This window comes from Pseudocnuella soli, assembly GCF_004347775.1.
In the GTDB taxonomy this organism is placed as follows: Bacteria; Bacteroidota; Bacteroidia; order Chitinophagales; family Chitinophagaceae; genus Flavisolibacter; species Flavisolibacter aquaticus.
The window spans coordinates 3,753,444-3,776,306 of sequence record NZ_CP037755.1; the positions used below are offsets into that span (position 1 = coordinate 3,753,444).

21 protein-coding genes are annotated in these 22,863 nt (G+C 50.9%); 10 read left to right on the forward strand and 11 right to left on the reverse strand.

Going from position 1 to position 22,863, the window contains the following annotated elements; genetic code table 11:
* Positions 1-263 precede the first annotated feature (263 nt).
* The 3 genes from EPD17_RS15435 to EPD17_RS15445 form a co-directional block, all read right to left on the reverse strand.
* On the reverse strand, positions 264-1,028 hold the full coding sequence (locus EPD17_RS15435; RefSeq protein ID WP_204743178.1) for a polyprenol monophosphomannose synthase: 765 nt from the start codon (positions 1,026-1,028) through the stop codon (positions 264-266).
* Positions 1,029-1,043: 15 nt separating this feature from the next.
* Positions 1,044-1,811, reverse strand: a complete 768-nt coding sequence (locus EPD17_RS15440; RefSeq protein WP_114236223.1) for a 3'-5' exonuclease — start codon at positions 1,809-1,811, stop codon at positions 1,044-1,046.
* A 265-nt stretch (positions 1,812-2,076) separates the two neighbouring features.
* Positions 2,077-3,435, reverse strand: coding sequence for a UDP-N-acetylmuramate--L-alanine ligase (locus EPD17_RS15445; RefSeq protein ID WP_132055507.1), 1,359 nt, complete (start codon positions 3,433-3,435; stop codon positions 2,077-2,079).
* Between the two features lie 135 nt (positions 3,436-3,570).
* On the opposite strand from EPD17_RS15445, the gene EPD17_RS20350 reads away from it, so the two are divergent.
* Together EPD17_RS20350 and ytxJ are read left to right on the forward strand one after the other, a co-directional pair.
* Positions 3,571-3,696 carry a hypothetical protein gene (locus EPD17_RS20350; protein ID WP_262707868.1) on the forward strand — a complete coding sequence of 42 codons (126 nt, stop codon included), beginning with the start codon at positions 3,571-3,573 and terminating at the stop codon, positions 3,694-3,696.
* A 17-nt stretch (positions 3,697-3,713) separates the two neighbouring features.
* Positions 3,714-4,049 carry a bacillithiol system redox-active protein YtxJ gene (gene ytxJ / locus EPD17_RS15450; protein WP_114236226.1) on the forward strand — a complete coding sequence of 112 codons (336 nt, stop codon included), beginning with the start codon at positions 3,714-3,716 and terminating at the stop codon, positions 4,047-4,049.
* Between the two features lie 637 nt (positions 4,050-4,686).
* On the opposite strand, the gene EPD17_RS15455 is transcribed toward ytxJ, so the two are convergent.
* Positions 4,687-5,889, reverse strand: a complete 1,203-nt coding sequence (locus EPD17_RS15455) for a trans-sulfuration enzyme family protein (RefSeq protein ID WP_132055508.1) — start codon at positions 5,887-5,889, stop codon at positions 4,687-4,689.
* A 61-nt stretch (positions 5,890-5,950) separates the two neighbouring features.
* On the reverse strand, positions 5,951-6,385 hold the full coding sequence (locus tag EPD17_RS15460) for an OsmC family protein (protein ID WP_114236228.1): 435 nt from the start codon (positions 6,383-6,385) through the stop codon (positions 5,951-5,953).
* 61 nt (positions 6,386-6,446) lie between these two features.
* Here EPD17_RS15460 and metX point away from each other — a divergent pair, with 61 nt between their 5' ends.
* Positions 6,447-7,469 (forward strand): homoserine O-acetyltransferase MetX, encoded by a 1,023-nt coding sequence (metX, locus tag EPD17_RS15465; protein WP_132055509.1) that lies wholly within the window; start codon positions 6,447-6,449, stop codon positions 7,467-7,469.
* Positions 7,470-7,639: 170 nt separating this feature from the next.
* Here metX and EPD17_RS15470 read toward each other — a convergent pair whose 3' ends face one another.
* From EPD17_RS15470 to cobA, 5 genes are all read right to left on the reverse strand, one after another.
* Positions 7,640-9,157, reverse strand: coding sequence for a TSUP family transporter (locus EPD17_RS15470; protein WP_240040642.1), 1,518 nt, complete (start codon positions 9,155-9,157; stop codon positions 7,640-7,642).
* 181 nt (positions 9,158-9,338) lie between these two features.
* Positions 9,339-10,088: a DUF2490 domain-containing protein gene (locus tag EPD17_RS15475; protein WP_132055510.1), complete on the reverse strand. Its 750-nt coding sequence runs from the start codon at positions 10,086-10,088 to the stop codon at positions 9,339-9,341.
* A gap of 57 nt (positions 10,089-10,145) precedes the next feature.
* Positions 10,146-11,831: an NADPH-dependent assimilatory sulfite reductase hemoprotein subunit gene (locus EPD17_RS15480; RefSeq protein ID WP_132055511.1), complete on the reverse strand. Its 1,686-nt coding sequence runs from the start codon at positions 11,829-11,831 to the stop codon at positions 10,146-10,148.
* 61 nt (positions 11,832-11,892) lie between these two features.
* Entirely contained in the window at positions 11,893-13,608 is a 1,716-nt protein-coding gene (locus tag EPD17_RS15485) for a diflavin oxidoreductase (protein ID WP_132055512.1), read from the reverse strand.
* Positions 13,609-13,648: 40 nt separating this feature from the next.
* A complete protein-coding gene (gene cobA, locus EPD17_RS15490) occupies positions 13,649-14,536 on the reverse strand; it encodes a uroporphyrinogen-III C-methyltransferase (RefSeq protein ID WP_132055513.1) in 888 nt (295 codons plus the stop codon).
* 383 nt (positions 14,537-14,919) lie between these two features.
* Here cobA and EPD17_RS15495 point away from each other — a divergent pair, with 383 nt between their 5' ends.
* From EPD17_RS15495 to EPD17_RS15525, 7 genes are read left to right on the forward strand one after another with little or no spacing between them, the layout of a single operon-like run.
* The gene (locus EPD17_RS15495; RefSeq protein ID WP_132055514.1) at positions 14,920-16,206 is read left to right on the forward strand and encodes an ABC transporter ATP-binding protein; all 1,287 of its coding nucleotides are present in this window, start codon (positions 14,920-14,922) and stop codon (positions 16,204-16,206) included.
* Positions 16,207-16,259: 53 nt separating this feature from the next.
* Complete coding sequence (locus EPD17_RS15500) at positions 16,260-17,531, forward strand: glycosyltransferase family 2 protein (RefSeq protein ID WP_132055515.1); 1,272 nt, start codon at positions 16,260-16,262, stop codon at positions 17,529-17,531.
* The gene (locus EPD17_RS15505; protein WP_132055516.1) at positions 17,521-18,393 is read left to right on the forward strand and encodes a glycosyltransferase family 2 protein; all 873 of its coding nucleotides are present in this window, start codon (positions 17,521-17,523) and stop codon (positions 18,391-18,393) included. The genes EPD17_RS15500 and EPD17_RS15505 overlap by 11 nt, the downstream gene beginning before the upstream one ends.
* Before the next feature lies 1 nt (position 18,394).
* Positions 18,395-19,135 carry a methyltransferase domain-containing protein gene (locus tag EPD17_RS15510; protein ID WP_132055517.1) on the forward strand — a complete coding sequence of 247 codons (741 nt, stop codon included), beginning with the start codon at positions 18,395-18,397 and terminating at the stop codon, positions 19,133-19,135.
* Between the two features lies 1 nt (position 19,136).
* Positions 19,137-20,135 (forward strand): polysaccharide deacetylase family protein, encoded by a 999-nt coding sequence (locus EPD17_RS15515; protein WP_132055518.1) that lies wholly within the window; start codon positions 19,137-19,139, stop codon positions 20,133-20,135.
* A gap of 4 nt (positions 20,136-20,139) precedes the next feature.
* Positions 20,140-21,090: a glycosyltransferase family 2 protein gene (locus EPD17_RS15520; RefSeq protein ID WP_114236238.1), complete on the forward strand. Its 951-nt coding sequence runs from the start codon at positions 20,140-20,142 to the stop codon at positions 21,088-21,090.
* Positions 21,087-22,097, forward strand: coding sequence for a glycosyltransferase family 2 protein (locus EPD17_RS15525; RefSeq protein WP_165929629.1), 1,011 nt, complete (start codon positions 21,087-21,089; stop codon positions 22,095-22,097). The genes EPD17_RS15520 and EPD17_RS15525 overlap by 4 nt, the downstream gene beginning before the upstream one ends.
* A gap of 47 nt (positions 22,098-22,144) precedes the next feature.
* Here EPD17_RS15525 and EPD17_RS15530 read toward each other — a convergent pair whose 3' ends face one another.
* Positions 22,145-22,831: an NUDIX hydrolase gene (locus tag EPD17_RS15530; protein ID WP_132055520.1), complete on the reverse strand. Its 687-nt coding sequence runs from the start codon at positions 22,829-22,831 to the stop codon at positions 22,145-22,147.
* Between the last annotated feature and the right edge of the window lie 32 nt (positions 22,832-22,863).

Below are 22,863 nucleotides of genomic sequence, written 5' to 3' on the forward strand. Positions count from 1 at the left end.
CTCGCATTTTGCCTGTCATCCTGAGCGCAGCGAAGGACCTGAGTTTTGACCTGAATGAAGTGCTGATAATCGCCGCCTACTTTTCCTAATATCTGCATTGTGTAGGCTCAGATGCTTCGCTGCGCTCAGCATGACAAAGCCGGGTGCGGTTAAATTTGAAAAAATGGAAAAGTTGAGGCCCATATTGAAGCATCACGTAAACATCAGCAAACATTTTTGCCATAAAAAAGCCGCTCAACAAGAGCGGCCAGCTATTTCTTTGCTTATCGTTCGGCAGGAATTGCCGGTGCTGTTTTTACCCGACGGCGGTAATTGGTAAACAGGCTGTACCAGCGCAGCTTCAGCACGCCCAGTACGCCTTCCTTAATGATGCCCTTATTCATTTTCGACTCGCCGTACTTGCGGTCTTCAAACTGAATGGGCACTTCTTTGATTTTAAAACCCAATTTCCATGCGGCAAACTTCATTTCGATCTGGAAGGCATAACCTACAAAATGGATCTCGTCGAAATTGATGCTTTCGAGCACTTCCTTTTTATAGCACATAAAACCCGCCGTCGGGTCGTTGATGGGCATCCAGGTAATGAGGCGGGTGTAAATGGAACCGCCTTTGGACAGCGCAATGCGGTCCCAAGGCCAGTTCACTACTTTGCCCTGAGGCACATACCTCGAGCCAACGGCAACATCAGCGCCGCCGCGTTTGCAGGCGTCGTACAATTTGGGTAGGTCAATGGGGCGGTGCGAAAAATCGGCATCCATTTCAAAAATAAAACGGTAGCCGCGGCTGATGCCCCATTTAAAACCATGAATATATGCGGTGCCCAGGCCCAGTTTGCCGCGGCGCTCCTCCAGGTGCAGAAAGCCGGGATACACGCTTTGCAAATGGCGCACAATATCGGCGGTGCCGTCCGGCGATCCATCGTCGATCACCAGCACATGAAAATCCTGTTGCAGCTCAAACACCGCTTTCAGAATCGATGCAATATTTTCCTTTTCGTTAAACGTAGGAATGATAACTAGCTTCTCCACCAGCAACCGGGATTATTATTTTTTCAACATTGAGCGGGTATAGATCTCCGTCAGCTTTTGCTTGGTGTTCATGGGGAATTCGCCGCGCATCATCCAATCGTAATACTGCGGCTCGGCTTTCAGCACATCGGCCACTGCGCGGCCTTTGTGTTTTCCGAAATTAAATATTTCCACGCCTTTTTCGTCATAAACAAAACGGCGGGCAAAGTCAATGAGGTTGTCCTCTCCCACTACTTTCAAAATAGAGTCGAGGGTATTGCCCAATTGCGGGTAACGCTGCAGTTGCGCATCCAGGATTTCGGCGGTAGCCGTGGCATCTACTTCGGCGCTGTGTGCGTTTTCCAGCGATTTGTTGCAGTAAAATTTATACGCCGCCGACAAGGTACGCTGCTCCATGTGGTGGAAGATCTTTTGCACATCCACCAGCTTGCGGCTTTTCATGTCAAACTCCACGCCGGCGCGGATAAACTCTTCTACCAGCAGCGGGATATCGAGGCGGTAGGCATTGTAGCAGGCAATATCGCAGCCGTCGAGGAACTGCTTGATCTCGGCAGCCGCTTGTTTGAACGTGGGTGCATCTTTCACCATCTCGTCGCTGATGCCGTGGATGTCCACAATATTTTGCGGAATGGGCATCATGGGGTTCAGCAGCTTGCGCTTTACTTTCCGGGTTCCGTCCGCCAGGTTTTTGATCATGGCAATTTCCACGATGCGGTCGGTAGCCGGGTTGGAGCCCGTGGCTTCAATGTCGATAAATGCGATCGGTTTGGTAAGTTGTAGCATGACCCGTGTTTCTTAAAAGGCCGTAAAGGTAAAGCTTTGCGGTACTATGCGGCAATATTAGCCAAATATCGAATGGAGCAGCAGGGTTTGAGGTTTAAAGTTTAAGGTTGAAGGTTGGGTGAACGGTGCCATGTGTTCAAAATGTTTATGGGTTCAAATGGTTCAATCAGTTGACTTGTTCAAACGAATAGTAACTCCCTTACTTCAAACGAGCCGGAACAAATTGAACACATTGAACCATTTGAACAACTTTAAACCTTGAACCTTAAACTTTAAACTTTTCCGCAAATGCCGCCACATCCAGCCCGTCGTAATTTCCCGAGCTCATGAGCAGTACCACGCTGTTGGTAAATTGTTGCGTTTGCAGCCAGGCTTCAATCTCGGCGCGGGTGTTTACCACCTGCAGGCCGCTTTTGCCAAAACCCGCTACCACTGCATTCTTCGGCAGCGGCGGCATGCGTTTCAGTTCCAGCGCATGGTGGCTGTAAAAAACAGCGGCCTCATCGGCGCCATCCAGTGCGCCGCGGTACTCCTGCATAAACTGCTCGTTGAGGCTGCTGAATGTATGCAGCTCCAGCAAGGCAATGATCTTGCGGCCGGGAAATTGCTGCCGTGCAGCATCCACCGTGGCTTTTACTTTCGAAGGTGCATGGGCAAAATCGCGGTAAACAACCGTCTCCTCATTTTGCGCCAGCAGCTCCAATCTTTTTGCAGCACCGGTAAACGAGCTCATGGCCGCAACAAATTGTTCGGCATCTACGCCCAACTGGCGGCATACATGCCAGGCCGCGTGCAGGTTCAGCAGGTTGTGGGCACCAAAAACCTTTAGTTCGCCACGGGCACCTGCTATTTCAATGGTGGTTTTGCCGCCGGCAATTTCGTGGCGCGGCACGCCGTAAGGCATGTACACAATATCGTCGCGACGGTGCTCATCCACCAACGCAGCCAGTGTTTCGTCGGTTTCGTTGTACACCAGGGAGCCCCCGGGTTCTATTTTGTCCAGGAAAATGCGGAACTGGTCGAGGTAATTTTCGAAGGTGGGAAACACGTTGATGTGGTCCCATGCAATGCCGGTGAGCACCGCAATATGGGGAAACAGGAAATGAAATTTGGGGCGCTTTTCAAGCGTGCTGGCCGGGTATTCGTCGCCTTCGCACACAATTACCGGCGCATCGGTAATGTTTACCGACTGGTCGAAACCCTCCAGCCGTGCACCCACCAGGTAATCGAAGGGCAGGCCCGATTGACGCAGCACATGCATGATCATGGAGGTGGTGGTGGTTTTGCCGTGGCTGCCGCCCACTATAACCCGCTGTTTTTCACGGCTTTCCTGGTAAATATATTCCGGGAACGAGTAAATGGGCAAGCCCAGCTCCGTGGCTTTTTGCAGTTCCGGGTTATCCGCCTTTGCATGCATGCCCAGGATCACGGCATCCAACTCGGGGTGTATGTTGTCGGCATTCCAGCCCATTTGCGCGGGCAGCAAACCTTCGCGTTCCAGTGCGGTGCGGGAGGGTTCAAATATCTCGTCGTCCGAGCCGGTAATCTGGTATCCTTTTCGCTTTAGCGCTATTGCCAGCTGGTGCATCACGCTGCCGCCAATGGAGATGAAGTGCAGTTTCATGAGGGGAAAAACTTATGTATTTGCCGGTGTTTCCCAAAAAGCGGCTGCGCCAAATGGAACCACCTGAGCAATATTTATATATTTGTTTAAAATAATCCGGCAAAATAAACCGTTTTGCCACAAATCCCTTTGTAAATGAAAAGTAAATTATTGGCCTTTGCATTGCTCACCATTACCGTAATTTCGCTGTCCTCTTGTGCCGCCAGCCGCAGCAAATATGGCTGCCCCATGGCACAGAGCACCGGCAAGTTTAAAGGGTAAAAAATATTTCTGCTGTTATGCATTGGATCCATCTTACTGAAGACGAACAACTGGCGCAGATCGCCACCAGATCACACGAGCGGCCACAGGTCATTTTCAAGCACAGCACCCGCTGTTCCATTTCCTCGGTGGCCCTGCAGCGCCTGCAAAAGGTGGCGCAACCCACGGACGTGGATTTTTATTACCTCGATCTGATTGCCTACCGGCACCTGAGCAACAAGGTGGCCGAGTTGTTCAAAGTGCACCACGAGTCGCCGCAAGTGCTGGTGATCCGCAATGGTGAATGCGTGTACGACGAAAGCCACCTCGGCATTTCGATGGACGAAATCATGGAGCAGGCAAAGGCTGCGTAAGTGCCGGGTTCTTTATTGAGCAACAGCGGCAAACGCACACCAACTTTTTACACAGCTACTCTTAAGGGAGTGGCTGTTTTTGTTTTTGTGTAACGGGCCGTGGGATTGCCATTGGGCTGCCGTTGCGTCGCACACTGGTACGTTCTGTAATGCTATTCTGCTTTCTGTTGCACCGGTAATAAACCGCTGCCTATTACTAGCTGTCATGCCGAACCTGTTTCGGCATCTCCTACATCTCGCGGTGTTTGCTAATGCACAAGGGATGCCGAATGGATTTCGGCATGACAGACCCTGCTTGTAATCAATGTCCTCCACTACAACTGGCGTTATACCCTTTCTCACAATGCTTTTTGCCTTCCAATGACGCTTCCTGCTTGTCATCCTGAGCACAGCGAAGGATCCGAGCTTTGCACCAAGACCAAGGTTAAACTAATTGCGAGCCTACTTTTTCAACATTATATTCTGCAATCATGAAATTTAGATGCTTCGCTGTGCTCAGCATGACAGCCAAAATCTCCGTGTTTCAAACAACAAGGTCGAATAAAACGGAAAAAGCCACAAAGGCTTAAACCTTCGTGGCTCCTGATTTTATCAATTGCTATCAAGAGAAAGCGCTGCAAAATAAACCTGTCGCCAATCAAGCAGAAAGCCCATCCAACGCCTGCACAATATCCTGCACAATATCATCGGCATACTCCAACCCCACCGAAATCCGGATCAGGCCCGGCGTGATGTTTACTTCCAATCGTTCCGCCTCGGTCAGCTTTGCATGCGTGGTACTGGCCGGGTGTGATGCGATGGACCGCGCATCGCCCAGGTTAGCCGTCAGCGACAATACTTTTAGACTGTTCAAAAAGCTCCTGCCCGCCTCAATGCCGCCAGCCAGTTCAAAGCAAACAATGCCGCCGCCGTTGTGCATTTGCCGGGTGGCAATTTCGTATTGCGGATGCGAAGACAGGAAAGGATATTTTACCCAACGCAGCGCCGGGTGGCCTTCCAGCGCCTTAGCCAGGTGCAGTGCATTGGCTGCGTGGCGCTCCATGCGCAGGTGCAGCGTATCGAGGCTTTTGCTCAGCACCCATGAATTGAACGGCGACATGGCCGGGCCTGTGCTGCGGCAAAAAGCATAAATTTCTTTGATGAGGTCGGGGCGGCCTACCACCACGCCACCCAGCACACGGCCCTGCCCGTCCATCCACTTGGTAGCCGAATGAATCACCAGGTCGGCGCCGTATTCGATGGGCCGCTGGCCAATGGGTGTGGCAAAGCAGTTGTCCACGTTGAGCAGCACACCGCGGCGTTTGGCAATTTGCGCCACCAGCTGCAGGTCCACAATATCCAGCCCGGGGTTGGTCGGCGTTTCCAGGTAAATCATTTTGGTATTTGGCCGGATGGCCGCTTCCCATTCTTCCGCCGTAGCGTCCGCTGCCACATAAGAAGTTTCGATGCCGTATTTGGGCAAAAACTTGGTAATGACCGTATGCGTGGAGCCAAACACAGCCTGGCAGGAAAGCAGGTGATCGCCAGCTTTCATCAGCGCCATGAACGAAGCAAAAATGGCACTCATCCCCGATGCAGTTGCAAAGCCCGAAGCAGCACCTTCCAGCACACATACTTTGTCTACAAACTCCTGCACCGACGGGTTGGAAAAACGGGTGTAGATATTATCATCGGTTTCATCGGCAAACGCGGCCCGCATGTCTTCCGCATTATCGAAGCAAAACGAAGAAGTTAGGAACATCGGCGACGAGTGCTCCATTTGCTGCGTACGGGGCGCATGGGTTCGGATGGCTTGCGTGGTGGGATGAAGGTGCTGTCCTTCGTTTTGAGTTTCGTTCATCGTAATGTTTTCGTTTGTTGTTGCACAAAAAATGTGGCGCAAACAATCGTTGTATTTCTTGTTAAACCGCTGCCAACGGGGCAACGTTTACCTCCCAAGTAATAGTGGCTCCTGCCCTGCGCAGCGTTTCGGCCACCGAGCAATATTTGTCGATGGAAAGCTGGCAGGCACGTTCGGCTTTGCCTGCGTCCACATCGCCTTTTATTTCAAAAACCACATGCACTTTTTTCCACAACGAAGGCTCCACGCCTGCTTCCCGTTCGCCGCTGATGTGCATGGTAAATGCATCGATCTGCTGACGCTGCTTTTTTAAAATAGAAACAATGTCGATGCCGCTGCAGCCGCCCATTGCCATTAATAACAATTGCATGGGCCGCACACCTGCATCGCCACCACCGTTTTCCGAAGATGAGTCGGTAAGCACGGCATGACCGGCTGCGTCTTTTGCTTCAAATCCATAATCGCCACTTGTGCGTTCCAATGTGATGCGTATCATCGCGATATTTTTTTTCAAAAGTAAGCCTGCAGGAGTTTACTTTGGGGCCAGAATGGAGCGGATGAACGCATTTCACTACGAAGGCCCCTTTCAACTGGAACGTGGCGGCCAGCTTACCGGAATCACCATTGCGTACCACACTTACGGCACCCTCAACAACGAGGGCAGCAATGTGGTGTGGATCTGTCATGCACTTACTGCCAACTCCGATGCTGCCGACTGGTGGCCGGGCATGATTGGCCCCGGGCTGCCGCTGGATACAAACAAATATTTTATTGTTTGCGCCAACATTCTTGGTTCCTGCTATGGCTCTACCGGCCCGCTCAGTACCAACCCCGAAACCGGCACGCCTTACTATCTCGATTTTCCTTTCTTTACCATCCGCGATATGCTTGCTGCGCATATACTGCTCCGTAAGCATCTTGGCATTGAACAAATACATTTACTCATTGGCGGTTCCATTGGCGGCTACCAGGCGCTTGAATGGAGCCTTACCGAACCGGACATAATCGGCCGCATGTTTTTGTTGGCTACATCGCCGGCTGAAAGTGCCTGGGGCATTGCCATACATACCACGCAACGCATGGCCATTGAAGCCGACGGCACCTGGGGCCAACCCAATGCCGATGCAGGTGCGAAAGGCTTAGCAACGGCCCGTGCTATTGGCATCCTCACTTATCGCAATTATGCCATTATGGTGGCCAAACAATCAGATGGCGATGCACAACGGGTGGATGATTTCAAGGCATCTTCATACATGCGCTACCAAGGAAAAAAATTGGTCAACCGGTTTAATGCCTATAGCTATTACCTGCTCAGCAAAGCCATGGACACCCACAATATTGCCCGTGGCAGAAGAGAAACCGTTGCCGATGCATTGCAACTCATTTCCGCACCTACACTCATCATCGGTGTGAGCAGCGATATTCTCTGCCCCGTGCAGGAGCAGCAAATCATGGCTGCCAATATTCCCAACGCTACTTATATTGAAATAGATTCTGCCTACGGCCACGATGGCTTTTTAGTGGAAACACCGACCATTGCGCAGCATTTGTTGCAGTGGCTTGGGAAGGATGATAAATGATAGTTGGTAGTTGGTAGTAATGAGTGTCTAAAATAATAAACTCATTGCCGATCACAACTTCAGTTTACAACCCAATTACACTTTTTAATTTTTGTAAAAAACAGCAAAATCATCCTCCTTAAAATCCTTCGTGCATCTTCCTTTCCTTCGTGCCTTCGTGGTCCAAATCCCTACAAAAATGCTTTGATCAATATACGCAGGCTCCAGATAATGACCATGGCGCCAACGCCGATGAACATGGTTTTCATGGGCAGCTTTCCGGCCAGCCGCGCAGCCAAAGGTGCACCCAGCATACCGCCCAATATCAATCCAACAATTACCTGCCAGTGGCTTAGTCCCAGCATCCCGAAAAATGTGAGTGCTGAAGCCAGCGTGACAAAAAATTCGGTGATGCTTACAGAGCCAATTACAAAGCGTGGCGTACGCCCTTTTGAGATGAGTGTACTGGTAACCAGGGGGCCCCAGCCACCACCGCCAAAAGAATCGAGAAAGCCACCAGCACCGGCCAGCCAGCCCACACGTTTTACCTTTTGCGGTTTCTTCTTTTTCTTAAACGCAGTAAACAAAATGCGGATGCCCAGTACCAGGGTGTAAGCCGCCAGTATGGGGCGAATAATATCAGCGTATTGATCGCCATAAACAGAAAGCAAGTAAGCACCGACAACAGCACCAATAATGCCGGGAATAAGCAGGGCACGAAACAGCTTTTTATTGACATTGCCAAACTTGTAATGGCTGTAGCCCGACACACCGCTTGAAAACATTTCCGCCGTGTGAATGGATCCGCTAATAGCAGGAAGGTTTACACCCATGGAAAGTAGCACGGTAGTACAAGTAACGCCATAACCCATGCCCAGTGCACCATCAATCAATTGCGCCACAAAGCCGGTAAGTATGAGGTAGTAAAATTGCTTTTCAATTTTGATTTCACTGATGGCTGTGCCCCATTCACGCAGTGGCATGTAGGACAAGAGCAAATGCCCAACGATCATAAATAAAAACGCAAAGAGAAAATAGGTTGCAATGCGTTTCCATTTACGTTCGCTGCTGGCGGCCACTTCTTCTTTTTGAGTGGAAAGCACCGAAGTGATCTCGTTCAACTTGTGCACCTTTTCAGTAAAATCGCCTTTGAGCCGATGACGTATCGACTGCATGTTATCGAGCACCTGGTCCAGTTCGGAAGGCAGCGTTTCTTCTAAAGTTTCCTTGATGCGTTTGGCAATGGTGGGCGATTTTCCATTGGTGGAAATGGCCACTTTCAGGTTGCCTTTTTTTACAACAGAAGACAGATAAAAATCGCAGAGTTCGGGTTTGTCGGCCACGTTTACCAGAATACCGCGGCTCTTAATTTCCGCAGCAATGGCCTCACTAATCACAGCATCGTTGATGCCCACAATCGCAAGGTCAATGTCGTCCGCATCAGACGGCGTAAACGACTGCTCCCAAATTTGAATGTTGTCATGTTTTGCGGCCAGCGCTTTTATTTCATCACTCACCGTAGTGCCCACCAAACGGATGGATGTGGCAGGTGCGTTCTGCAACACAGCGGTCAGTTTTTCCATACCCACATAGCCGCCGCCAACAATAAGCAGCCGCAATTGCTCCAGTTTCAAAAAAACCGGGAACAGGTGATTGGTTGCCGAGCCTTCTTTTTTAATGGCCTTAGTTTCCGATTCCGCTTCTTTCACAGTTATAAAAAATGAGTGATGAAATGTTGCCCAGTTCCAGCTACAACCGCCATACTATGGCCATTCTATTCAAATATTAGTCCACAAAAATAGTAGAATACAGCAAATACGAATGTTTCTTTCGAAAATATTCACAATCCTGACTGCACGGTTCTGCAAAAATTTGCGCAGTTGTCCCCTATTATTTTGTTTCACTTCTCCTACGCAAATCCAGGTTATGCGTGTAAAAAATCCGCGCAACATGGCTTTGCCGGTATTTGTTGCCTGCCGCCTGCTGCTGAAAAATATGCATATAACCCGCCTGTATAAACGAAGCCTTACCTGTTTGCCACTGCACCCCGGCAATGATCCGGTTCTGGTCAAAAGTGTTGTACACGATCTCCTTTCCGAAATTTAGCATCGCCTCGTCTGCCACCATCAAAGCCAATGTACCCGGTGCATACAACCTTTTACCCAACGGATAAAGCAATTGCCACTGTGCCCGAAAGCGCCAGTTGAAATTATATCCCGGCAGTGCTTCGCCCCGGCTGCCCATATGCTGCCGCCAGCGCTCCTCCGTCCTGATGCGGTTTTGCAGTCGCAGCTTTGGCCCGTTGTTCATCCACAAAACCTGCTGGTACAAGCGGTGCTCCGGCCTTGCATCCTGCGGGTGGCTTTCGCCGGCGAAGTAATGAAAATGCGCATAACCGGCGGTGGCCTGGGTGCGGTCGTTGAAAAAATAAGTGGCGCCTGCACGCAGCAACCACAAGTTATTTCCCTGCACCCAATTGTTGACCGTTCGAAAATGTACATCTGCAATGGCACCCCATTTTTCGGTTAGGCGTACCTGTTGTATATAGCCCAGCCAGGTCTGCTCCGATGTGGCTACATCTTTTTGTGCGCCACACTGCAACACACCCAACAACGCAAAAAATGTAATGCCCCTTTTCATAACAAAAACCAATGGCAATGCGGGGCATTGCCATTGGTTCAATTGGTGTACTTTCTTTTAAGCCGTTACTGCCGGCTGAATGTATTTGCGGTAGCTAAAATCGCCGAATGTTTCGCCGGCACTTCGCTCCTCTTTAAAAGCTGCAAACGCCGCATCCAACTCGGACAGGATTTGCGCTTCATCCAGGCTTTCCTTGTAAATCTTATTCAACCGCAGGCCTAACCGGTCGCCGCCAAAATGTAAATTATAGCGGCCATAAGCCGTACCTACAAAACCAATTTCCGCAGCATAAGGGCGGGCACACCCGTTGGGGCAACCTGTCATGCGCATGATCAGTTCTTCATTTTGCAGGCTATGTTTTTCCAGCAGACCTTCCACTTTATCCAACAGCGATGGCATGTAGCGTTGCGCCTCGGCCAGCGCCAGTGCACAGGTGTTGAGTGCCACGCAAGCCATGGCGTTGCCACGCAGTTTAGTAGCCCGCTCGGTGTGTGCAATCAATCCGTATTGCTCCAAGATACCGGCAACAAAATCCTTGTCTTCCGGCTTAATGTCGGCAATGATCAGGTTTTGATTGGTGGTAAAACGAAACGCCGCTTTTTCCGATTGCGCAATTTCCAAAAGCGCTTGTTTCATTTTTAGCTCCGGTATGTCCAGCACCCGGCCATTTTCAACAAACAGCGTGTAATACCAAAGGCCTTTATGGTTTTGCTCCCAGCCATAATTATCGCGGCGTGAAGTGAACTCAAACGGCTTTGGATCTTCCAGCTTGAAGCCGCAACGACGTTCCAGTTCTTCGCGCCACCAGGGCAGGCCCAGGCGGTCAACAGTGTACTTGAGGCGGGCCAGTTTGCGGTCGCTGCGGTTGCCATAATCGCGTTGGATGGTCAGCACTTCGTACACCGCCTTCATGATGTTTTCCGGCGTGGTAAAAGCTAAGGGTGAAGCCAGTCGTGCATAGTGATCCGGGTTGCCATGCGTGGTGCTCATGCCGCCACCGACGCAGATGTTGTAGCCTACAATGACGCCTTTTTTTACAATGGCAATCAGGCCCACATCATTGGTTAAAATATCTACATCGTTGGCCGGCGGAATAGCAATGCCGATTTTGAATTTGCGCGGCATATAACGGTCCTGGTACAACGGATCTTCTTCCAGTTGTTTGTCTGCAATCTTTTCGCCTTCCAGCCAAATTTCATAGTAGGCATTTGTCTTGGGCAGCAACATTTCGGCAATGTCGTTGGCCAGGCCAAAAATCTCCTCGTGCAGCGGCGATGCTGCCGGGTGTGCCGTGCAACATACGTTACGGTTGATATCGCCACAAGTAGCGATTGTGGTCAATGCCGCTTCGTTGAATGCTTTCAACGTGGGCTTTACATGGCTTTTTAAAACGCCATGCAATTGTATGGTTTGCCTGGTGGTGATTTTGATGGTGCCTGTAGAATGATCGCCTGCAATATGGTGCAGCGCCACCCACTGCGCCGGAGATATGTAACCACCGGTGAGGCGCAACCGAATCATGAATGAATACAGGCGCTCCAGTTTTTTTGCGGCCCGCTCTTCGCGGCGGTCGCGGTCATCTTGCAGGTACATGCCGTGAAAACGCACCAGCGCCTGGTCGTCTTCAGCAATCGAGCCGGTTATTTCGTTGGCCACACTATCGGCAAGTGTGCCCCGCAGGCTGTCGCTGCTTTGTTTGATGCGTTCGGTGGAAGAAAGATTCTGGTTATTCTGATCTGCCATTATGTAAATCCTTTTGAACTTGTTCCAGGTGCTGGAACCCAGTCGGTGTTCTGTCTGCTAATTAATAAACGTCTTTCAGGTAGCGGCCGGCTTCTTTCAGCTCTGCCAAATAAGCTTCCGCCGCTTCGGCCGATTTGCCGCCATGCTCCGCAATGATCTCCAACAGCGCCGATTCCACATCCACACTCATCGGGTCTTTTGCACCGCAGATATAGAGCGATGCGCCGCCCTGAAGCCAGTTGTAGAGCTCTTTTCCCTGCTGCTTCATTTTGTGCTGCACATACACTTTTTCTTTTTGATCGCGGCTAAAGGCTACGTTCAGTTTGGTGAGCACACCGGTGTCAAACCAGTTGAGCAACTCGGTCTGGTACAGGAAGTCGGTAACAAAATGCTGGTCGCCAAAGAACAGCCAGTTGCGGCCGCTGGCGCCGGTGGCATCACGTTCGGCTAAAAACGAACGGAACGGCGCAATGCCGGTTCCCGGCCCTACCATGATCACGTCTTTGTCTTCGTCGGGCAGGCGGAAGGCTCCGTTTTTATGGATGTAAAATTCAATGGTGGTGCCTTCTTCGAGGCGGGCCAGGTAATCGGAGCACAGCCCGAATTTATCTTCACCGTTGATGCAAAACTTATCGCGGGCTACGGTTACATGCACTTCCCCGCTGTGCGCCTCGGGCGACGAAGAAATGGAATATAGCCTCGGTGCAGTTGGTTCCAAAATAGCCACCAGGTCTTCAAAAGGTGCGGTGGCTTTGTATGGATAAATTTTCAACAAGTCGAGCAGGCCCATGCGGGTTTCCGGGATCGTTTGGCCGGTAAGGGCAGCATATTTGGCCACCACCCGTTCGGGCAGGTGTACAATGTTCAGGCGTTTGGTCAGCAGCTCAGCAACGGCCCATTGTTCGTCTTTGTAACTTATTTTTTTCGCAGCATCCACACCGGCTACCGCCAAAATATCGGCCACCAGAGGTGCAGGATTGGGCGGGATCATTCCTAGCGCATCGCCGGGCAGGTAGGCCACATCCTCCGCTTCAATTTCAATATGATAGGTTTCCTTATTCGAGCCGCGGTCGTTCAGGTTTACGCTGGTAAGGATGGTGCCAGTGTATGTTTTTTTACCCGCACTTTTCTTCACCGCCGGTGCGGCGGTGGCCGCAGCCGGTTCAGCGCTGCTGCTCAGCGAATTGAGCAAGGAATCAAACCAGCTTTCGGCATCGGCCTGGTAATCGGTATCGCATTTTGCCAGCGACACCAAACGTTTACCACCCAGTTTATCCAACCGTGCGTCCACATCTTCACCTGCCTTGCAAAACAGCGGGTACGAGGTATCACCCAGCGCCAGCACGCCGTACTTCAATTTCTCAAGCTTAAAACCATTGGCATGAATGCCGTCGTAAAACTTTTTGGCGGCAGCCGGCGGTTCACCTTCACCCTGCGTACTGATGATGGTAACAAAATATTCTTCCTTCGGCAGGTCGGTCAGCCGGTACTGGTCCAGGCTCACCAGCTTTGCATTGATGCCGCTTTTTTTTGCCTTGGCGGCAAAATCAGCAGCCAGCTTTTTGGAGTTGCCGGTTTCGGTACCGTAGGCAATGGTGATTTTACCTGCCTTTGCAGGGGCTGCAGTGCCACCGGCCACAGCCGATGCTGCAGCGGCTACGTTGGCGCCACCACCGGCGGCTACGCCAGCCAGGTACCCGCTGATCCAGGCCAGCTCTTCGCGACTGGATCCTGCAATCAGTTCTTCAACAATTTTCAGTTTCGGCGATGCTATCATGCGGTTATAAGTTCAGCGTGTTAAATCTTATTTCAAAAGCTCAGGCCCTTTTGGCATCCGGCCCGTAAGCCACCAGGTTGCCGGTTACGGGGTTAAAATAGTCCTCCGCACCGTTGCCGTTTGGCCGCCAGGCAAATTGCTTGTGCAGGCCCACCACGTTCCCAATAATGACCAACGACGGCGATTTTAGTTGCAGCCCAGCCAACTGTGCCTCGTAATGTTCCAGCGTGCTGGTGTGCACCTGTTGCAGAGGCGTGGTGGCTTGTTCCACAATGGCCAGCTCCCTTGTTTGGGGCGCACCATTTGCTTTTAATTTAGCTACCACCTGTGGCAGTGTTTCGGACGACATATAAAACACCAGCGTGTCCGATGTTTGTGCCAGCTCGGCCCAGTAGGCATCGGTTACCACGTCGTTTTTATAAAAAGTAAGAAAACGCACCGCGGTGCTGTGCCCACGGGCAGTGAGCGGAATGCCGCTGTAGGCAGCTGCACCCAAAGCAGCTGTTACGCCGGGAACAATTTCATAAGAAATGCCGTTGGCGCTGAGCACTTCCAGCTCATCGAGTATGTTGGAAAAAATGGAAACGTCGCCACCTTTCAGGCGCACTACCCTTTTGCCTTCCAATGCATATTCTACTAACAATTCGTTGATGGTGCGCTGCGGGGTGGAAGCACCGCGCCGGCATTGTTTGCCTACGGCAATGATTTCAGCTTTGGGGTTCGTCAGTTCTTTTAAAATTTCCGGGCCCACCAGCCGGTCGGCCAGCACCACCTCGGCACGCTGCAACAAGCGCAGCGCTTTCAGGGTCAGCAGCTCAGGATCGCCGGGGCCGGCACCCACCAGGGCAACATGCCCTTTTTGGCTCCGCTCCGGTCGCTGGATGGGCTGCGGTGTGGCTGGTGTATTCTTGATCGTTGTGTATTCCATTGTGCTGCGGGTGTAGCCGGGCAGTAGCGAAAGTATTACCCCACCAATTTTGTAGATTATGCAAATATAGGGAGCCCGTTTCGAACGTCCCATCGTTTTTGCTTTTTTTTCAAACTGCCAAGGCAAATAATAGATGAAACAGCAGGGCTTGGCGGCTTTTTTAAAATTTTGTACAATAGAAAATGGTCGGGTTGTTTAGGCAGAGGAGCCGACTTGGGAGAAATTCCCGCACAAAACAGCCGCAGCATGATTCATTTTTGCCAAAAGAAGCTGTGCCGTAAATATTATTTATTTTTGCCTTATTCGGCTCTTTGGCCCCGAAAGCAAAAGCGGCGTCTTATCTTTCCGGCCGCTATTCCGCACCTAATCAGAATTAACTACCAATGGGTACCACCATTATTCAGGCAGAACATTTATCCAAACGATACCGTTTGGGCACAATAGGTACCGGTTCGCTCCGGCAAGACCTGACCCAATGGTGGCACAAATCCATAATGGGCAAAAACGGGCAGCCGCTTTTTCCCGACACCGATGCATCGGGCAACAGCAAATACTTGTGGGCACTGAAAGATGTGAGTTTTGAACTCAAAGAAGGCGAGGCCATGGGCATCATTGGTTCCAACGGTTCCGGCAAATCCACCCTGCTCAAAGTTATTTCCCGCATCATCAAACCCACCAGCGGCACCGTTCGGGGCCGCGGCAAAATCAGCAGCCTGCTGGAAGTAGGCACCGGCTTTCATGAGGAGCTGACGGGGCGGGAAAACATTTTTATCAGCGGCTCCATCCTGGGCATGCGCAAAGCTGAGATCCAGCGCAAGTTCGACGAGATCGTAGCTTTTTCCGGCGTGGAGCAGTTTTTAGATACCCCGGTAAAACGATATTCCTCCGGCATGTATGTGCGGCTGGCTTTTGCCGTGGCTGCCCACCTGGAGCCCGATATTTTGATTGTGGATGAAGTGCTGGCCGTTGGCGACGCGGAGTTTCAGAAAAAATGCCTCGGCAAAATGAACGAGGTATCGCATAAAGAAGGCCGCACCATTTTGTTTGTGAGCCACAACATGCAGGCGGTTACCAACCTTTGCGACAAAGCGATGTGGCTGAACAAAGGCACGCTCATGAACGTAGGCATTGCCACCGACGTGGTGAACAAATACATCATGGGTGTGCAGCAGTTGCAAAACGAAAAGGTTTGGACCGATGCAGCCACTGCACCCGGCAACGAGTGGGTAACGATGCAATCAGTATCGCTTGTGCCGCACCGCATCAACCCCGATGCGCCCCTCGATATCCGCACACCGCTGACGGTGAAATTCAAACTATGGAACCATGTGCCCGGCGTACAGCTCAATGTAAGCCTGCATGTGTTTTCGTATGGTGGCGAGTGCATTTTCGACCTGCCGTCGCCTGCTATCGAATGCGATAAAGGTGTGGTTGAAGGCGTTTGCGAAATACCCGGCAACTTTTTTAACGACGGCGCTTATTTTATCAACCTGGTGGTGGTAAAAGACACCTCCGTTATGTTGTTCGAGCTCAACGAATGTTTGTCTTTTGAATTGGAGGACTATCGCGGTGATATTAAATGGTATGGTAAATGGATGGGTGCCGTTCGGCCGCAGTTTCCATTCATCATAAAACAGGATCAATTTGCGCCGCTGCCCAACACCTTTTGATGTTTTTTTTCGTTATTGTACGAAAATGGAGTTTTTTGTAACCCGCATGACGCATGAAATTTAAGGCTTATCATATTGCCCATCTTTATTTCGACCAACCGCTGGAGGATTTCCCTCTGGCCACAGAAAGCAATGGGCAGTATGTGGTGTATTGGTGGAAAGACATTCCGCTAGGCCACACATATTTCGAGGCAGGCAGCAACAATGCTTTGCCCCATGCCCTGCCTAAAATAGTGGCTTCCATTTCGGAGGCCATACAATTTTACACCGGCAAACAAGCCGCTGAATGGAGCAAGCCGCTGTTGCAAAACAACTGGCCTGAATTCCAAAGCTGGCTGCAACAGGCGCTGGACCAGCCGGAACAAAACGAGTTACCGCAATCGGTGCCGGTAAGCGTAGTGATCTGCACCCGCAACCGTGCGGCGCAATTGGCCAACTGCCTGGTATCCCTGGCTACACAACGGGTAGCGCCGCAGGAAATCATCGTGGTGGACAATGCGCCATCCGACAACAGCACTGCCGAAGTGGCCGCCCGTTTCCCCGACATTCGTTATATCAGGGAGTCTAAAACCGGGCTCGATATAGCCCGCAATACCGGCGCACTGGCGGCCTCTTACCCTGTTATTGCTTATACCGATGATGATGTAAAACTGCATCCGCTGTGGACGTATCGCATCTGGCAGGCGTTTGAAGAAAGCCCACGCTTGGCTGCACTTACCGGCCTGGTCATTGCCACCGAACTAAAAACCGAGGCACAACTCATTTTTGAAAAATTCTGGAGTTTTAACCGCGGTTATGTAGATAAAGTATACGGCCGTGATTTCTTTGAAGGCAACCTCCGTTCCGGCCCGCCCGTTTGGGAAATTGGCGCCGGCGCCAATATGGCTTTTCGCAAAACAGCATTCGAGCAGGTGGGCTATTTCGATGAATTGCTCGACGCCGGCAAAGCCGGCTGCAACGGTGATTCGGAAATATGGTTCCGCATCCTCAACCACGGCCTGGAGATCAATTATAATCCACGCGTCATTGCTTTTCACGAGCACCGCCGCACCATGGCAGAATTGAAGCGACAGATGTTTCATTACCTGCGCGGCTTTACCGTAGCGGCATTGCTGCAGCAAGACCGTCAGCCGGCCGCTGGCTACCGCCGCCGCCTGTACCTGACGCTGCCGCGGTACAATGCCCGCCGCATCATTGATGGTTTTCCTAATTACAGGTTTCAGTACCGCACCATCGGGCCCGAAATGCGTGGCATGGTATCAGGCTTTTTTTACTACCTGAAAAATAAAAAGTACTCTTCCATTATTCCGTACAATGCTAAATAAAGCATCCGCACCAACAATTTCGGTTATTATTCCCTGTTATAATCACGGAAAGTACCTGCAGCAGGCCATTGACAGCGTCAATAGCCAGGCAGGCGTGCATACAGAGATTGTTGTGGTGGATGATGGCTCATCCGACAACACAAAGGAAGTGGCCGGGCAAAATGGTGAGGTCAAATACATTTACCAAACCAATGCTGGCCTATCGGCTGCACGCAATACGGGCATAAAAGAGAGTAATGGCGAGTACCTGCTGTTCCTCGACGCCGACGACTGGCTGCTGCCCGGCGCCCTGCAAATCAATCTTCGCCTGATGGAGCAGCACCCCGAGGCTGCATTTGTATCGGGCGGGCACGAAAAAGTGTTTGCCGTTACCGGCAAAAAAGATGTGGAAGACATGCCGGTTACCGATAACCATTACATGAACCTGTTGCAGGGCAATTATATCGGCATGCATGCCACCGTTTTATACCGGCGGTCGGTTTTCAACGAATTTTTGTTTGATGAAACCCTGCGTGCCTGCGAGGATTATGACCTTTATTTAAAAATTGCCCGTAAATACCCGGTGCTGCATCATACCCAACTTATTGCTGCATACCGCATACACGGCGCCAACATGTCGGGCAATATTCCTTTTATGGTGCGGCATGTGGAGCAGGTGTTGCACCGGCAGGAGCCGGTGTTGCGATCATCTGAAGAACGTGCAGCGTTAAAAAATGGCTTTCATATTTGGCGCGACTACTATGCCGGGCTTTTGCTGCAGCGGATAAAAAGGGAAAAAGGGCTCCGCAGCATCCGCGACGGTGCTTATTTGTTTAGCTTGCAGCCCCACCGGGTATTCAGCATTTTCAAACGAAAAAACTAACATGCTTAAATCGATCATCAAGAAAACAATGCCTGCATCCGGCATCCGGCTCATACAAAAACTGGGTTTTTACAAACACTATAAACCTGCGCCTGGAACGGTTTCGATGGGCGACCTGAACCGGCTGACACCGCTGAGTACCGAGTTTGGCTACGACCGCGGCGGCCCCGTTGACCGCTATTATATTGAAAACTTTTTGAGCCAGGAAAGTGCCGCCATCAAAGGGCGGGTGCTGGAAATTGGCGACAACGAATACACGCTGCTTTTTGGCGGTGCCAAAGTGCAGCAAAGCGACATCCTGCACGTGGATGCCACCAATAAAAAAGCAACATTTATTGGCGACCTGAGCAATGCACCGCAAGTGCCCGACAACACATTTGACGCCATTGTGCTGACGCAAACACTGCACCTGATTTACGATGTAAAAGGCGCACTGGCCACTTGCTACCGGGTGCTCAAACCTGGCGGCGTATTGCTGCTCACCGTTCCAGGTATTACCCCTATTGATCACGGCGAGTGGAACAAAACTTGGTACTGGGCTTTTACCGACAAAGGCATGCGGGCCCTGATGGCCGAGATGTTCCCGGATGGCAACACGGTGGTGGAAAGCCATGGCAACGTGCTGGCAGCTACTGCATTCCTGTACGGCATGGGCCTGCCGGAAGTATCAAAAGAGAAACTTGATCATAACGACCCATTTTTCCAGGTGATCGTAACCGTTAGGGCACAGAAAAAAGCATAGTTTGAAGCAATTGCTCACCACATTTTACTACCGTTACCTGGCACCAAAATGTATGGTGCTCATGTATCACCGCGTGGCTACGCCACCAACGGATGTGTGGGAAATTGCAGTGAGTCCAAAACATTTTGAAGAACACCTGCAGGTGTTACAGGCTACCGGCAAAGTGGTGCCGTTGCATGCAATGGTGCAATCGATCAAGCAAGGAAAGATAAAGGATAAAACCATTGCCCTGACCTTTGATGATGCTTATGCCGATAATATAATAGTGGCGCTGCCGCTATTGGAACAATACGGCCTGCCCGCAACGTTTTTTGTAACGTCTATTGAAAAAGGGCCATTCTGGTGGGATGCACTCGAGCAAACTTTGCTCACCACTCCGCAGTTGCCAGCCACATTACAGATACCAATGGATGGCGGAAGTTTCGATTTGACGGAGGAAGCTACACTCACCGAACGGCTGCGGCAACTGCACCAATCCTGGAAGCCGTTTGAAGCAGATGCTCCGACCCGCAGGGCAAAACTGTACTTGCAATTGTGGCAACAAACGCGGCCTATGGTTCCGGAGCAACAGCAGCATTTTTTACAACAATTGCTGCAACTGAATAATTTGGTTCTGGCTGCATCAAACGAGGTTGCTACACCGCAACAATTGCAATCACTTAAAGGTCACCGCCTGGTTGACATAGAAGCCCATACTGCACAACACCCGGCTTTGGGTATGCACGATGCGCAGTTTCAAAAAGAACAGGTACAAAGCAACAAGTTGGCGCTGGAACAAAACTTTGGCAAGACGGTATCGCTGTTGGCTTATCCTTATGGCCATTACAATGGCGACAGCATGCAGGTGGCCGCCAGTCTTAACTTTGATGCGGCTTTTACCACCAATCCCGAACCCATCACCAAACGCAGCCATCCGTTTCAACTTGGACGATTCCAGGTGCCTGATTGCAGCGGCGATGCCTTTGCACAAAAACTGTCCGGCTGGCTCCGCAAATATTAAACCTATGGAATTAACACCTCTTGTTTCGGTCATCATCACTTTTCTCAATGAAGAGCGGTTCCTTGCACAGTCTGTGGAAAGCGTGCTTGCCCAGACTTATAAAAACTGGGAACTGATCCTGGTAGACGACGGCTCCACTGATAGCAGTGTGGCGCTGGCAAAACAATATGCAGCCCAACACCCCGGAAAAATATTTTACTACGAACATCCCGGCCATTCGAACCAAGGGCTCAGTGCCAGCCGCAATGCAGGCATCGCTGCCTCACGGGGAAGCCTGGTTGCTTTTTTGGACGCCGATGATATCTGGCTACCCGAAAAAATGGTGCAGCAGGTGGGCTTGCATCTCAAATACCCTGATGCAGGATTGATTGCCGAAGGATCGGTGCATTGGTACAACTGGAACGAACGGCAGAAAGAAAACTGTATCGTGCCGGTGGGTGTACCGGGTAACCAATTGTACCCGCCGCAGGCACTTACCGTACTATTATACCCGCTGAAAAATGCAGCAACCCCAGGGCCCTGTTCGTGGATGCTTACCCGTGCAGCCATCGACCGGGTGGGCGGCTTTGAATCTTCATTTCGTGGCAACTTGCAGTTGTACGAAGACCAGGCGTTTTTATGCAAAGTATACTTGAACGAATACGTGTATATAGCCAACACCTGCAACAACTGGTACCGCCAGCGTGACGGTTCCATCATGAAATCGGTAAAGGATGATGGCAAGTATGATGTGGTGCGCCAGCATTTTTTGGGCTGGATGAAAGCGTACTTGCAGCAAAAAGGCATTCATAATACGGAAATAGACAAGCTGGTGGATAAAGCGCTGTTCCCATACCAACATCCGCAGTTGCATTTCATCATGTACCAATTGCCGAAAAAAGTATGGAACGGTGTAAAACGGGTGACGCCGGTACGAGTGAAAGATGCGTTGCAAAAACTAACCGGCGGCGCATGATATCACTCACTGTTGTGCTGCCTGTGTACAATGGCCAGCCGTTTCTTACAGCAGCCGTAAACAGTGTGTTGCAACAAACCTTCACCGATTTTGAATTCATCATTATTGATGATTGCTCCACCGACGGCAGTTACGAGCTGTTGCAAACCTACACCGATCCGCGTATCCGCCTTTTTCGCAACGAAGCAAACAGCGGCATCAGTTTTACACTCAACCGCGGCATTGCGCTGGCGCAAACCGACTGGATTGTGCGCATGGACAGCGATGATATTTGTCGACCCAACCGGCTTGAACAGCAGGCGAAATTCATACAACAACACCCCGATGGTGCCTTGTACTCCTGCGATGTACATAAGATCAACGAGCAGGGCGCACCCATAAGCAGCGACCGGTTTGATACCCAGTTTTATTTTTATCACCTGCATTTTTTCTGCATTGTTTACCACCCTGCCGTGGTGATGCGTAGAAGCGCCGTGCAGGAAATTGGCGGCTACACCGTGCCTTATGCCGAAGACTGGGAACTGTTTTGGCAACTAAGCCGCAAGTATAAAATGTACCACCAACCTGAGGTGCTGCTCGATTACCGGGTGTCGAGCAAAAGCCTGCACCAAGTGGTGCGTAAAAAAGAATATGCAGCCGCACAAATGGAGCAATTGATGCGCAACCTGCGTTCGGTTACCCATCCCCGCTTGCAGGTGCCCCAAAGCCACTTGTATTGCCTGCAGCACTATTACGAACCGCTGGATGCGGAAGGCAACATCCGCAGCATTGCGGCCTGCCTGCATACTTTAAAAGTCATTTCAGAAGGCATTGCAGCGCAACCCAATCCAAACAACGATCCTGCAATAACAAAGCAAGCTGCGGCCAGCAAAAGGCGTTTTATTGTAGAACATTTCATGCGCAGCCTGCCCGGCCCCAAAGCCGTGGCACTGCTGATTTTGCTGGGCGAATGGGCTTACTTGTGGGACCGGATTACCAGCCGCTTGCCATTTAGTAAAGCGCAATAAAAAAGCAGCCCAAAGGCTGCTTTAAATCTTTTATATCCATCCGGTATTTACACCAGTTTAAAACCGTCTTTCTCCAGCTTTTTATACTTGTGGCTGTCGAACACGTAAAGGAATGCACCTTTCCGCGATGACTCTTTTTCCTTTTCATCCAGCTTGCGCAGAATTTCAAACGAAAGAATCTTGCGGGTAAAATTGCGCTTATCCAACTCCGTTTCATAGATGGCTTCATACAGCGCCTGCAACTGCGGCAGCGTAAACTTGTGCGGCAGCAATGCAAACCCGATGGGATAGTTGGCCACTTTTTGCCGCAGCCGTTCGCGGGCCATATCCAGCATGTGGCGGTGGTCAAACACAAGCGGCGGAATAGCCTCCATGCCAACCCACTGCGCCTGGTGTTCTTCCATCAGCTCGCTGCTGTAATCGTCTATTTTGATGAGGGCATAATAAGCAATTGAAACCACGCGGCCACCGGGATCGCGTTCCACTTCGCCAAAGCAGTGCAGTTGCTCCATGTAAATATCCTGCATGCCGGTAAGCTGGTCCAGGATGCGCTTGGCAGCATCATCCACACTTTCCTCCTGTTGCACAAAGCCGCCCATCAGCGACCACTTGCCCTGTTGCGGCTCAAATCCGCGTTTGATCAGCAAAGCTTTCAATTGGGAACCATCAAAGCCAAAAATGATGCAATCGATGGCCAGCAGTACGGGTTCGAATTTTTTGTATTCGGCTATCAAACTAAACTGCGTTTTAATAGATGATGAAAACA

What these genes read in the sequence shown, in the direction of transcription:
- EPD17_RS15440 (WP_114236223.1), bottom strand. Translation starts at nt 1,811, where the DNA reads ATGCTACAACTTACCAAACCGATCGCATTTATCGACATTGAAGCCACG.
- EPD17_RS15445 (WP_132055507.1), bottom strand. Translation starts at nt 3,435, where the DNA reads ATGAAACTGCACTTCATCTCCATTGGCGGCAGCGTGATGCACCAGCTG.
- EPD17_RS20350 (WP_262707868.1), top strand. Translation starts at nt 3,571, where the DNA reads ATGAAAAGTAAATTATTGGCCTTTGCATTGCTCACCATTACCGTAATT.
- ytxJ (WP_114236226.1), top strand. Translation starts at nt 3,714, where the DNA reads ATGCATTGGATCCATCTTACTGAAGACGAACAACTGGCGCAGATCGCC.
- EPD17_RS15455 (WP_132055508.1), bottom strand. Translation starts at nt 5,889, where the DNA reads ATGAACGAAACTCAAAACGAAGGACAGCACCTTCATCCCACCACGCAA.
- EPD17_RS15460 (WP_114236228.1), bottom strand. Translation starts at nt 6,385, where the DNA reads ATGATACGCATCACATTGGAACGCACAAGTGGCGATTATGGATTTGAA.
- metX (WP_132055509.1), top strand. Translation starts at nt 6,447, where the DNA reads ATGAACGCATTTCACTACGAAGGCCCCTTTCAACTGGAACGTGGCGGC.
- EPD17_RS15475 (WP_132055510.1), bottom strand. Translation starts at nt 10,088, where the DNA reads ATGAAAAGGGGCATTACATTTTTTGCGTTGTTGGGTGTGTTGCAGTGT.
- EPD17_RS15480 (WP_132055511.1), bottom strand. Translation starts at nt 11,831, where the DNA reads ATGGCAGATCAGAATAACCAGAATCTTTCTTCCACCGAACGCATCAAA.
- EPD17_RS15485 (WP_132055512.1), bottom strand. Translation starts at nt 13,608, where the DNA reads ATGATAGCATCGCCGAAACTGAAAATTGTTGAAGAACTGATTGCAGGA.
- cobA (WP_132055513.1), bottom strand. Translation starts at nt 14,536, where the DNA reads ATGGAATACACAACGATCAAGAATACACCAGCCACACCGCAGCCCATC.
- EPD17_RS15495 (WP_132055514.1), top strand. Translation starts at nt 14,920, where the DNA reads ATGGGTACCACCATTATTCAGGCAGAACATTTATCCAAACGATACCGT.
- EPD17_RS15500 (WP_132055515.1), top strand. Translation starts at nt 16,260, where the DNA reads ATGAAATTTAAGGCTTATCATATTGCCCATCTTTATTTCGACCAACCG.
- EPD17_RS15505 (WP_132055516.1), top strand. Translation starts at nt 17,521, where the DNA reads ATGCTAAATAAAGCATCCGCACCAACAATTTCGGTTATTATTCCCTGT.
- EPD17_RS15510 (WP_132055517.1), top strand. Translation starts at nt 18,395, where the DNA reads ATGCTTAAATCGATCATCAAGAAAACAATGCCTGCATCCGGCATCCGG.
- EPD17_RS15520 (WP_114236238.1), top strand. Translation starts at nt 20,140, where the DNA reads ATGGAATTAACACCTCTTGTTTCGGTCATCATCACTTTTCTCAATGAA.
- EPD17_RS15525 (WP_165929629.1), top strand. Translation starts at nt 21,087, where the DNA reads ATGATATCACTCACTGTTGTGCTGCCTGTGTACAATGGCCAGCCGTTT.